The sequence below is a fragment of the Bacillus yapensis genome, assembly GCF_005280205.1.
GTDB lineage: Bacteria > Bacillota > Bacilli > Bacillales > Cytobacillaceae > Robertmurraya > Robertmurraya yapensis.
Window position 1 is genome coordinate 38,040 of the sequence record NZ_SUND01000018.1, and the last position, 12,374, is coordinate 50,413.

Consider the following 12,374-nt stretch of genomic DNA (forward strand, 5'->3'; position numbering starts at 1 on the left):
AGTAATTGAAACGAAAAGGAAAGACTACTCTACTTTCAATTATCATATCGGTCACTTTTGTTTTTACCCTAACTTATTTTTCAATCTCAGCTTTTTCAAAAGAAAACACATCCAGAGGCCAAGTCTATGAGCGTGAAGCAAAGGAAATAGAGAAGACGGTATCTCCTAGAAAAGAAACTGTAGGTAGCACGGCTCCTATTGTCGAAAATAGGCCAACCCTACAACAAAAAGAGAGACCTGAAAGACCTGCCCTAGGTAGACCTGAACTAGAAAAAGTATCAGGCTTTCAAGGGAAATTAAAAAGGGTTCACTCAAGTGGAAAATAAGTAATTCTATTTTCTAGTAGATTTTTGAAAAATATTAAAATATTTTAGTATTTTACGAGAAAGCTTGTCATATATATCAGTAACGATTCTCTAATAAGAACGAACTAGAATTAAATAGTATGAAATTTAGAGGGTTGAATCTATTATTTTTTAAAGTAAAAAAAGGAGGATGGACGAATGAATGTAAAAAAGAGAATTGGACTAAGTCTAGCATCAGCTGCACTAGGATTGTCGCTATTGGCCGGAGGGACTTATTCGTACTTTAGTGATACTGCGGAGGCATCTGGTTCGTTTGTAGCAGGAACGCTAGATTTAGCCGTTGATCCTGAAGTCGTTATTGATGTAGATGGGATCAAGCCAGGGGATTGGATGAACCGAGTATTTTATCTTGATAATTTAGGTTCCATTGATATTTCTGAAGTCGTACTGAATACCTCTTATACCGTGAATGATGCAAATGGTGATAACACTGATGACTTCGGAAAGCATATCCGTGTGAATTTCCTTGAGAATGTGGACAAGCAAAGCCCATTTGAATATAACGACATTGTCTACTCAACTACTTTATACGATCTTCAAAATCTGACTCCTGACTTAGTAGAGTTGAGAGTACTTGAAGGTTTTGAACAGAGTGGTCTTGAAGCCGGTACTAGTGATCTGATGTTTGTCCAATTCGAATTTGTTGACAATGGCGAGGATCAAAATCAATTCCAAGGTGATTCCTTAAACTTAACACTTTCATTAGAGGCGCAGCAAGGTGAAGGAGAACATAAAGAGTGATGTAAGGTATAGCGTAAACGAGATTGATCAGATTCTCAATCTCGTTTACTAGTTTTTGATTGCTATCTTAAGTCTACAACACCCAAGTGTACATTTAAGATAACAATTAAAGAAAGGGAGGTACGAATGAAACATTTATTTAACGTTCGTAAAATGTTTATTTTAGTCATCTTACTTGCATTTGTGTATGTATTTCTATTAACTACTTCATTGGTTACCTCTAGAACTGAAGCTTACTATAGTGATAGTGAGCAATGGGATTCTGTCATCCAAGTGGGCACCTGGTGGGATAAAAGCGATTTGCAATTTACAACGAATTACCCCAAAAATGTGGTTTCATGTACTCCTGTTACGATCAAAGCTGGAATCGTGAATAAAGGATTTTCTATGATAGGAACCACAGAATATGAAGTACACTACGCTGATTCCTTGCAGCCGAATCAAAAAATAGCTGAGGGTATAATTGAGGAAGTGAAGTCAAACAGTACATTGAATCTAACCTATCAAGCTGATAAACCTGGATTTTACACCTTTAAAGTTTTTCAGCGACCTGGCTATCAAGAAAACTATGAATCACGCTCAGTCGTATGGAGTGAAAAAATTCAAGTTACTTGTATTGATAAATCAGCAGAGGGAGAGGCAACACCAGAAAAAGGGGTGCAAGAAGGTATTGAACAACAGATTCCTACAAATGAAGAACAAAAAGAACAAATAGAACAAGAAGTTGAAGAGATTGCCCAAGAACAACAAGAGATAGTGGAAGAACAAGAAGTAAAAGAGGAACAAGAAGAACAAAAAGTACAAGAAGCAGAAGAAGTACTAGAAGAACAAGTAGGTGATCAAGGACAGCACATTCAGGAGGAGCAGGATGAACTAGAAGAGTAGGTCTGTTTTATAGCCAGATTAGATAGGGAATAGGAGAGAATATTAATGATTCTAAAATCTATAACTAGGTTGCTTAGCAAAATCTTAGCCTTTCTATTTTATGTAGCCCTTCTGTTTATGTTTTTTGTCATTGGTTCAGCCATTTTTTCAGGTGGAGAACCAAACCTATTTGGCTATCAAATCAAAACAGTTCTATCTGGTTCCATGGAGCCGAATATCAAAACCGGTTCTATTGTTATCGTAAAGACAGGTGGAGACCCAACAACTTTTAAAGAAAACGACATCATCACTTTTAAAGCAACTGAAAACAGAATTGTTACACATCGTATCGTAGATGTGGTGCAAAAAAATGGGCAAACAATGTATAGGATGAAGGGCGATAGTAATAAAACGAAAGATATGAACCTTGTTTTACCACAGAATGTCATCGGAGAATATACGAATATCACCATTCCATACATCGGGTATTTCATTGAATTTACAAAGTCAAAGGGTGGAAGCTTGCTCCTTTTTTTAATCCCTGGCTTACTACTGTTCGGCTATTCATTAGTAGCCATTTGGAGGGCCTTTACACAACATAAAAAGGAAAACTCACCTGAGAGTGTCGCGGGTACCAAATAAAGATAGAAAGACTGAACAGATAGCCTGTTCAGTCTTGTTTGTTCGTTGTGTATAATATTAATAAAAGCATTGTAGTTGAACTACCCCTACCTAAAATCCAAATGAATTTTTGAGGAAGGGGATTCCTAAAAAGGCTACTAAAGAATTTAGTAGACCATCGCCCGTTCAACTAGGCAATGGGTTTTCTACTTCTCACCTTTGACAAACCTTTTGCCTCCAAGTCTGAGAGAGCCCCTTGAGGAAAGAGTTGATTCAGCGAGTCAATCTTGTCGCAGGCAGAAAGTTCTATCCGATAGAACGAGTGTTTACGAACATAGGATAGGCATGATGAAACCCACTTCCACTGCGCCCAGTGATGTAGACCTGCTATCTTCTCCGGTAACAGGGAATGCAACACTGGTGGAAGCGTTTCTTTGAATCCCATTGCACGACGTGCAATCACATAAGAAGCAGCTTGGTGAATCGAGATTCCCAAACGCTTCATGTATTTGATTTTTCCAATTTGGGAGGTATAAGCGGGATTCACATCAAACACGGCTACCCCCATTTTCTCTGCCCGGTTTTTAATGGCAGAAATCATTTTATTATATGCAAATTGACTCATCATTTTATTGGCTTTTCTATTGCCGTATGGATGAGAAACTTTTGATTGGGTGGTATTTAATTTTTCCAAAGCAATTGGCTTATTTAACTTCATCGCTAAATCAACAATCACTACGGCTTTGTTTTCAATGACTTTGGTTATTTGTTCAGACGTTTTTCCTTCTAAATCAAAAGAAAACACACCTGATTTTATCAGTTGACCTTTTGCATTGATATTGGACCATGCGATGTGGTCTATATTTAAATCTAATCCTAATAAGCCGTCTGCCCGACTAAAATTTTTTTGAGGGTTTTCTGGAACATCCACTATACACTTAAAAATATAGTAGTCCCCATGGTCTTCGACAGACCACGCAATTGGCTTTCCGTATTTCTTTTTGTTTTTGCAGCTCATCTGTGTTTCAATTGAGTGGTCAACCTGTTCTTGACCATACGGAAATACAAGATTGTCAATTTCTATCTTAGTACCATCCGGGGTTATAAATTGTAGTTTTTGCTTCCCCGGAATATAACAAAACACGAAATTGCCGACCTTGGCATCTTTTCGCCCACTAATCGTCATTTGATGATAGCGAGCTTGTTCCCAATCTTTTCGCCACTGTTGATGGTCGTTTTGATAGTTTTCTATTGTATGTTGTGCTTTAAATAATTTTTTCGTGCCAAAAACTACACTGTTACTATTATGTTTCAAACTTTTTACTTGTTTTTGCAACCTATCTAATCTGAATTTCAATCTACCTAATCTATTTTTGAAATGAGCGATTTGAACATCTAAATAGTCATGTTCAAACTGATAGGCGTGATAGTAAATGTCTGTTTTTTTATAGAATTTCACGACAAAAAAATGTCCAACTTGTTGTTCTCTAGAGTTTTGATTAAATTTTGGATTTCCGTTTACAAAGGATTGTTTGATTTTTAAAAGAGTAGTTAAATGGCGTCTGGTTGATTTTATTTTCTTTTTAACTGAAGTCATTTGAACTTCTTTGTTTTCTATATACATTTTTCGAAGTTCATTTTGAGATTGGATTAGGGCATTCGCTTCTTGAATAGCACTACCTGCATAATGATCATTCAATTGAAAACGTTCTTTTACGGTAAGATGCAGAGATTTTTTTCTCCTCGATTCATTCGAACGTTTTTCTAATACTTGTGTTTGAAATGCGAAGTGTTTAGAACGACTGAACAAAAGAAGGGTATGAGAAATAGAGTCGTTATATTTTTCAGGTAACATATTTTTGTATACACGAGTAGAAAAATAGGTTTTCCTCATTTCTCAACCACCCCTAAAGGAACGTCTGTTCTTAATTTTATTTTATCAAATTCTCAAAACGTTGTCCTTTAAATTTCATTTAATTCCGAAATTAGACACAAAAAGCGATTCATCTCCTCCCTACGTCGTTGAGGAAGGAGTCTTCTCGCTAGTGTAGATAAATTGCTAATCCGATAATATAAATTGAACAGTAACAGGAGCATGCTCCCAAGATTGAGAGTGATGTATAGATGATTGATATTAGCAAGTTGATTCAAGGGAAAAATTTAACGGAACTAGACGTTCAACTTGTCCAATATATTGTCACGAACATTGATAATGTATTGCAAAAAGGTGTACGTACGATTGCGAAGGAAAATTTCACTTCCCCAGCGACGGTGATTCGTCTATCAAAAAAATTGGGTTATAGCGGATTTATCGATATGTATTATCAGCTATTACCACTCGTGAAAAAAGTGGATACTCCGAATAACGAAATGAACGAAGACTTTTTAGGAAGTAGCCAGCACGATCTCTTGACCCATAATACGATTGCGGAAATTGAAATGTTTATTGAAAAAGTGCTCAAGCTTAACCAAAAATATATCTTTGTTTATGCAACTGGCTTTTCCGCGATTGCAGGAGAGTATCTATATAAAAAGCTATTGGTTTTAGGGAGAAAAACGATTTTCGCCAGTGGAACAGATTCTATCGGTGTTTTCGAAAATAATCTTGAGGATATAGGTGCACTCGTTGTCATCTCGAAATCAGGTGAAACTCAGGTGGTCATTGATAAGTTACTGGCAGCTAAGGAACATCGTATTTTTACTGTCTCGTTTACAAAAGAAACGAATAATCGGATTGCGAATCAATCTGATTTAAACTTTAAAATAATTGACCATAATAAGCTCGATGACCGAAACATGTTACCGAACAGCTTCTTTCCAAGTCTACTTCTTATGTTTGAATTCATTTTCAAACAGTATATTGAAGGGTTTCTTTCAAAAAAAGAATAGGAATTCATGAAACGTGTTTCTATGAGTGAAACACGTTTTTTAACTTCTCGAATCTATCGACAGTAAAGCGGTTACATTGTAATCTAAACGTGTTAGAAAAAATGCATAGGGGGAAGGCAATATGAAAACAAAAATCATGGATGGCATGCAGCGCTTTTCAAAAGCTATGTTCATTCCAGTACTTATTCTACCAATTGCTGGTATTTTAATTGCCTTAGGAAATTTATTAACAAACGCAAGATTAATGGAAGTAATGCCATTTTTAGATAATCCGATTACGACAGGATTCGGAACCATTTTAACCGGATCTTTAGTATCTATTCTTGGTAACTTAGGACTCATATTCTGTGTTGGTATCGCGGTCGGTTTGGCGAATAAAGAGAAAGCGTTTGCTGGATTCACTGCTTTATTAGGATATTTAGTGTTTGTAAATGCAATGAATAAATTCATGGGTCTCAGCGGGGTGCTTTTTGAAGGAGAGTCCTTACAGGGAACCGGACAAACTCTAGTATTAGGGGTACAAATTCTTGACATGGGTGTGTTCCTAGGATTGATTCTCGGAGCAATCACAGCCATGGTTCATAACAAGTTTATTGATAAGGAATTCAAAGGTGCTTTTCAAATTTATGGTGGCTCACGATTTGTCTTTATCGTACTGATACCAGTCGTTGTTTTACTATCAATTGCACTTACTTATATCTGGCCGTTCTTCCAAAGTGGAATCAATCAACTGGGAACACTGATTAATCACAGTGGAAGCTTCGGAATTTTCTTATATGGCGCGTTGGAGCGTTTGTTAATTCCAACTGGACTACATCATTTAGTTTATACACCATTTTTATACACAACATTGGGTGGTGTAGTAGATGTTGGTGGGCAAGTCTATGAAGGTGCGAGAAACATTTACTACGCAGAAATCGCTGACCCAGCTGTAAAGGTTCTTTCTGAAAGTGTTATATGGGACGCTCGTGGTATTTCAAAAATGTTCGGTTTAATCGGAGCATGTTTGGCGATGTACCATTGTGCGAAGCCAGAGAACAAGCGTAAGGTAAAAGCGATTTTAATACCAGCTGCAGTTACTTCTATGATTGCAGGTGTAACAGAACCAATCGAATTCTCATTCATGTTTGTCGCTCCATTATTATTCGTAGTTCACGCTGCTTTAAGTGGTCTAAGCATGGTGACATTGAATTTATTAGATGTTAGAGCAATTGGTCCAAACGGAATGATTGACTTCCTATTATTCAACTTACCGTTAGGAATCGAAAAAACACATTGGCCAATGTACATTTTAGTAGGTCTAATCTACTTCGGTATCTATTATCTTGTGTTCCGTTTCTTAATTACAAAGTTCAACTTTAAAACAGTCGGAAGAGAAGATGCAGGCGAAGAAACAAAATTATATTCAAAGAAAGATTACAACGAGAAAAAAGCTGGCGTATCTAATCCAGAAGCTGAGGATGACATTGCTGGAGTTATTGTTGGCGCACTAGGTGGAGCAAGTAATATTAATACAGTCACAAACTGCTACACAAGACTTCGATTAACTCTAGATAACCCAGAGGCTGTTGATGAAGATGTGTTGAAGCAACAAACAGGTGCTAGTGGAGTCATCATTCGAGATAAAAATGTTCAAGTTGTTTATGGATTACAGGTAACAAGCATTCGAAAAGCAGTAGACAGTTATTTAGGATTTTCGGCAAACGAATAAAAAATATAAAACAGTAGAAGGGAATGGAGAACATGAAAAAATTCTCAGTAGTTATTGCAGGCGGAGGAAGCACTTATACACCAGGAATCGTGATGATGTTACTGGATAACTTGGATCGTTTTCCACTTCGTAAATTAAAATTATATGATAATGACGAACAAAGACAGGCTGTTTTAGGTGAAGCACTTGATATCGTTTTAAAAGAAAAAGCTCCAGATATTGAGTATACTTTTACGACAAACCCAGAAGAAGCGTTCACAGATGTTGACTTCTGTTTCGCCCATATCCGTACTGGAAAATACGAAATGCGTGAAAAGGATGAAAAGATTCCTTTAAAATATGGAGTAGTTGGCCAAGAAACATGCGGACCAGGCGGAATTGCGTATGGAATGCGAAGCATCGGTGACATGATCGAAATGATTGACCTGATGGAAAAATATTCACCGGACTGCTGGATGTTAAACTATTCTAACCCTGCAGCAATCGTAGCAGAAGCATGCCGCGTTTTACGTCCTAATTCAAAGGTATTGAACATTTGTGATATGCCAGTTGGAACATTGCGCAGAATGTCTCATATCATTGGCAAAGAACCGAAAGATTTAGAAGTACGTTACTTCGGATTAAACCACTTTGGTTGGTGGACAAGTGTTAAGGACAAGGAAGGAAACGAATATCTTCCACAAATTCGTGACTATGTAGCAGAGAATGGCTACCTAACGCAAAAAGAAGTAGATACGCAGCATATGGATGCTAGCTGGCAAGAAACACATAAAAAGGCGAAGGATTTACTCGCAGTTGACCCAAGATTCTTACCAAATACGTATTTAAAATACTATTTGTATCCTGATTATGTGGTTGAACATTCAAATCCGAACTATTCAAGAGCGAATGAAGTCATCGATGGCCGCGAAAAAACAGTTTTCTCAACAGCAAAAGCGATTGTTGAAAAAGGAACAGCAGAAGGCTCTGAATTCGAAATGGGCGCACATGCAACCTTTGTTGTCGACTTAGCTCGTGCGATTGCTTTTAACACACATGAAAGAATGCTATTAATCGTAGAAAACAACGGAGCAATTGCTAACTTTGACGATGATGCAATGGTAGAGGTTCCATGTATCGTTGGAACGGATGGTCCAGAACCATTAAGCCAAGGTAAGATTCCTGAATTCCAACGTGCTCTAATGTACCAACAGGTTACGGTCGAAAAATTAGTTGTTCAAGCTTATGTTGAAGGCAGCTACCAAAAGTTATGGCAGGCATTAACGCTTTCTAAAACAGTACCAAGTGCAAAAGTGGCGAAAGACCTTTTAGATGATTTAATCGAAGCAAACAAAGGGTACTGGCCAGAATTAAAATAATAGTAGATAGAGAGAAAGGGCGAAAAATGCATAGTGCTTTTTCGCCCTTTTCATAAGGCACTTTTCGCAAAGATGTTTTTTTAAATAAAAACAATAAAAGTAGTAGCGAAAAGTGCTGTACATAAATAATAAGTACCTCTAAATCATATAAGATGTGTAAATGTCGGCTTTAGATTTTTTTTCGAAGAAAAAAAATTAGGACATTTACAAAAAAGATAGAAGTAAAGAGCCTAAATCAAAAGGAGATAATTAGGATGTTGAAGAAACTGTTTGGAAAAAAAGAGACATTGGTAGACCTTGTTGCACCAATTACGGGAAAAGTAGTTAAAATTGAAGATGTACCAGACCAAGTGTTTAGTCAGAAAATGATAGGAGATGGCATTGCGATTGAGCCTGTTGAAGGGGTAGTCGTTGCTCCTGTAGATGGAGAGATTGCACAAATTTTTCCAACCAATCATGCTGTTGGGATTCGCACCCAAGATGGGTTAGAAGTCTTAATTCATATTGGGATGGAAACGGTCGCCATGGGTGGAGAAGGATTCACAGGCCATGTGAAACAAGGTGACAAAGTTAAAGCAGGTGACACACTTGTTACCTTTGATTTGGACCTTGTGAAAGAAAAAGCAGAAAGCACAATATCACCAATTGTTATCACCAACTCTGAAGCGGTAGAATCCTTAACCAAAACAGAAGCAAACCTAGTAACATTCGGCAAATCCGTTTTGCTACAAGTGAAAATGAAATAGATTATTTAAAAAGGCTTCTCATGAGTTATTCAAAAACTGGTGGGAAGCTTTTTCTCATTGGAGATTGATAGAATGCAATAGTTTTTAAAAGTCGAAAGATTTTGTGGATTAAGAATACTCTGTTAAAATATAGATGAATAGAACCAACCTAAAACACAAAAGAGGGTATGAATATGAAAAAGCAATATTATGTAAATGGTGAATGGAAGACTGCAGAGAAATATGCTGATCTCTACTCCCCTTATTCTAAAGAAGTCATTGCTCAAATTCCACAAGCAACTCTTGGAGAAGTAGAACAAGCAATTGACATTGCCCATAATTCAAGAAAGCAAATGGAAGAACTGACTGCTTATGAGCGCGCAGTGATTTTAGAACATATTGCACAACTATTCATGGAGAACCGTCAAAAGGCTGCTGAGATTATCTCGTTAGAAGCAGCAAAGCCAATGAAATTCGCGTTAGGCGAAATCGATCGTACGATTGAAACGTATAAATTTGCTGCGGAAGAAGCAAAGCGTTTAACTGGTGAAATGATCCCGATGGACGCGGCAAAAAACGGTGCTAATCGCTTTGGTTACACAATCGAGCAACCACTCGGAGTGATTGGTGCGATTACGCCATTTAACTTCCCGCAAAACTTAGTAGCACATAAAGTAGGACCGGCTATTGCATCTGGGAATACTATCGTACTGAAGCCAGCTTCCCAAACGCCACTTTCAGCTCTATTTTTAGCTGAATTAATTGACCAGACAGCATTGCCTAAAGGTGCCTTTAACGTCATTACAGGTAGTGGCAGAATCGTTGGGGATGCATTGGTAAAGAGTGACAAAGTCAAAATGATTACATTCACCGGCAGCCCTGGTGTAGGAATTGATATTCGCAACAAGGCGGGCTTGAAAAAAGTGGCTCTTGAGCTTGGATCAAATGCGGGCTTAATTATTGATAAAAATGTAGATTTAGCCCAAATCGTTCCGAAATGTGTGACAGGTGCTTTTTCAAACCAAGGGCAAGTCTGTATTTCGTTACAACGTACCTATGTCATGGATGAACTTTTTGATGAATTTGTTGAACAATTTACAGCTGCTACGAAGCAGTTAGTGGTCGGTAGTCCGCTTGATGAAACAACAGATATCTCTGCCATGATCAATCCAGTTGAACAAGATCGAGCTCTTAGCTGGGTACAAGAGGCAATGGAAAACGGTGCTGAGGTTGTAGCAGGTGGCAATATCGCTGATGGCGTCTTTATGCCAACGATTTTAACAAATGTAGATGCGACGTTAAAGGTTTCATGTCAGGAAGTTTTTGCTCCGATTGTAGTCGTCAACAGAATTTCTTCTGTAGAAGAAGGAATTGCAGCCATTAATGATTCCAATTATGGTCTCCAAGCAGGAATTTTCACAAATGATATTCAAACAGCCTTCAAAGCTTCAAAAGAGTTAGAAGTCGGCGGTGTCATGATTAATGATATTCCAACCTACCGTGTCGACCAAATGCCATATGGTGGCGTGAAAGAAAGCGGCACGGGTAAAGAAGGACTAAAATATGCGATTCATGAAATGACCGAAACAAAGCTTGTTGTTTGGAATCAAAACTAATATCTCTGCAGATGCAGTTAAGAATTTAATGGCAGCTCATAATATGGAATATAGCAATATGAATTTGATTTGATATCGTTTACTTTATCTGCAAAATGGACTACTTCCTAATACAAGGAAGTAGTCTTTTACATATATAGGGAAATGATTGGAGTACTCGCTTCGGAATGAGCGCAGGACAGAATATTTAGAAATATTCATACATTTAATGTATCATTTAATAGAGTTCATTTGTAAAACACGGAGGTGGAAATCTTGAACTACCATATTTGTGCAACCTGTGGAGTTCAATATGAAGGTTCAACTGAATCACCAGAACAATGTACGATTTGTAATGAAGAAAGACAATATGTAAATCCTAATGGACAGTCTTGGACAACCTTAGGGGAAATGAGTAAAAACGGATATAAGAATAACTTGAATTTGGAGGAAACAGGCTTATACAGCCTGAAAACTACTCCAGATTTCGGAATCGGTCAAACGGCGTACATAGTACAAAGTGAAGGTTTCAATATGATGTGGGATTGTATCACATATATAGATGAGGCGACGATAAAAAGGATAGAAGATTTAGGTGGCCTCCAAGCGATTGCCCTTTCCCATCCACATTATTATTCCACACAAGTTGAATGGGCAGAAATATTCAATGCACCTATCTATATTCATGAAGATGATAAAGAATGGGTCACAAGACGAAGTGATAAAATCATCTTTTGGTCAGGGGAATCCCTCGAATTAGATAAAGGCAAAGTTATACATCGTTTAGGTGGGCATTTTAAGGGTGGTTCTGTCTTAGAATGGAAAGATGGGAATGAGCAAAAGGGAATTTTGCTATCGGGTGATATCATTCAAGTTGTTGCAGACCGCGAGTGGGTTAGTTTTATGTATAGCTATCCTAATTTAATCCCACTACCTGTCTCTAAAGTACAAGAAATAGCAAAGAGAGTAAATGAATTGAAATTTGACCGACTATATAATGCTTTTCATCGAATTGTAAAAGAAGATGCAAAAAACGCTGTACAAAAGTCAGCGGCTCGATATATTGCAGCATTAAATGGTACTTTGTTTAACACCTAATTCTTTTATTTTCTTGGGTTTTAAAGGGTTTCCTATAGGATCGTTGATCTTATGGGAGGCTCTTTTTTGTGCAAGGAAAAGGCTACAAGAAATTTTATAGGACAATTTACACCTTTTATTAGTATAATAATAATGGTAAAATCATACTGTTGTAGAAAAAGTAAACATCTTTTTATAACGCTTTATTCCTATCTTTTACCCAAATGGGTGAGTTTTGTAGGGGTAAGAATCGAATAATAATTTTATTTTTGTAATACTCCTTCGATAATAGCAAACCCATTGAAAGATGGGGACGCAAAGCTGCGGGCCTAATGAAATCATTCTATGGCAGCCGGGTTGCCGAAAAGGTTGGATAGTTACTTAATAAGGCTGATTTTTGCCTTTTTATGTCCACCTAGTGTGGACTT

Annotated in this window: 11 protein-coding genes and 1 riboswitch; of the genes, 10 read left to right on the forward strand and 1 reads right to left on the reverse strand. The window is 37.4% G+C overall.

The features are described from left to right. Nucleotides 1–5 precede the first annotated feature (5 nt). The 4 genes from FAR12_RS18850 to sipW all read left to right on the forward strand — a co-directional run bounded on the left by FAR12_RS18850 (nt 6) and on the right by sipW (nt 2,612). Entirely contained in the window at nt 6–326 is a 321-nt protein-coding gene (locus FAR12_RS18850) for a hypothetical protein (RefSeq protein WP_126410327.1), read from the forward strand. Nucleotides 327–503: 177 nt separating this feature from the next. Continuing rightward, nucleotides 504–1,106, forward strand: a complete 603-nt coding sequence (locus FAR12_RS18855) for a TasA family protein (protein WP_126410328.1) — start codon at nt 504–506, stop codon at nt 1,104–1,106. A gap of 126 nt (nt 1,107–1,232) precedes the next feature. Further along, nucleotides 1,233–1,991 (forward strand): amyloid fiber anchoring/assembly protein TapA, encoded by a 759-nt coding sequence (gene tapA / locus FAR12_RS18860; RefSeq protein ID WP_126410329.1) that lies wholly within the window; start codon nt 1,233–1,235, stop codon nt 1,989–1,991. A 45-nt stretch (nt 1,992–2,036) separates the two neighbouring features. Further along, nucleotides 2,037–2,612 carry a signal peptidase I SipW gene (sipW, locus tag FAR12_RS18865; RefSeq protein WP_126410330.1) on the forward strand — a complete coding sequence of 192 codons (576 nt, stop codon included), beginning with the start codon at nt 2,037–2,039 and terminating at the stop codon, nt 2,610–2,612. Nucleotides 2,613–2,781: 169 nt separating this feature from the next. Here sipW and FAR12_RS18870 read toward each other — a convergent pair whose 3' ends face one another. Beyond that, nucleotides 2,782–4,485, reverse strand: coding sequence for an IS200/IS605 family accessory protein TnpB-related protein (locus tag FAR12_RS18870; protein WP_126410331.1), 1,704 nt, complete (start codon nt 4,483–4,485; stop codon nt 2,782–2,784). 230 nt (nt 4,486–4,715) lie between these two features. Here FAR12_RS18870 and FAR12_RS18875 point away from each other — a divergent pair, with 230 nt between their 5' ends. From FAR12_RS18875 to FAR12_RS18900, 6 genes are all read left to right on the forward strand, one after another. Beyond that, nucleotides 4,716–5,480, forward strand: coding sequence for a MurR/RpiR family transcriptional regulator (locus FAR12_RS18875; RefSeq protein ID WP_126410332.1), 765 nt, complete (start codon nt 4,716–4,718; stop codon nt 5,478–5,480). Nucleotides 5,481–5,601: 121 nt separating this feature from the next. Then, nucleotides 5,602–7,191 carry a PTS transporter subunit EIIC gene (locus FAR12_RS18880; RefSeq protein WP_126410333.1) on the forward strand — a complete coding sequence of 530 codons (1,590 nt, stop codon included), beginning with the start codon at nt 5,602–5,604 and terminating at the stop codon, nt 7,189–7,191. Nucleotides 7,192–7,223: 32 nt separating this feature from the next. Then, nucleotides 7,224–8,549, forward strand: coding sequence for a 6-phospho-alpha-glucosidase (locus FAR12_RS18885; RefSeq protein ID WP_212734398.1), 1,326 nt, complete (start codon nt 7,224–7,226; stop codon nt 8,547–8,549). A gap of 254 nt (nt 8,550–8,803) precedes the next feature. Next, complete coding sequence (locus FAR12_RS18890; RefSeq protein ID WP_170972254.1) at nt 8,804–9,295, forward strand: PTS sugar transporter subunit IIA; 492 nt, start codon at nt 8,804–8,806, stop codon at nt 9,293–9,295. A 173-nt stretch (nt 9,296–9,468) separates the two neighbouring features. Further along, complete coding sequence (locus FAR12_RS18895) at nt 9,469–10,890, forward strand: aldehyde dehydrogenase family protein (RefSeq protein WP_126410335.1); 1,422 nt, start codon at nt 9,469–9,471, stop codon at nt 10,888–10,890. A 255-nt stretch (nt 10,891–11,145) separates the two neighbouring features. Beyond that, nucleotides 11,146–11,967, forward strand: a complete 822-nt coding sequence (locus FAR12_RS18900) for an MBL fold metallo-hydrolase (RefSeq protein ID WP_126410336.1) — start codon at nt 11,146–11,148, stop codon at nt 11,965–11,967. Nucleotides 11,968–12,226: 259 nt separating this feature from the next. Next, nucleotides 12,227–12,311: riboswitch (cyclic di-GMP riboswitch) on the forward strand. Nucleotides 12,312–12,374: the final 63 nt, after the last annotated feature.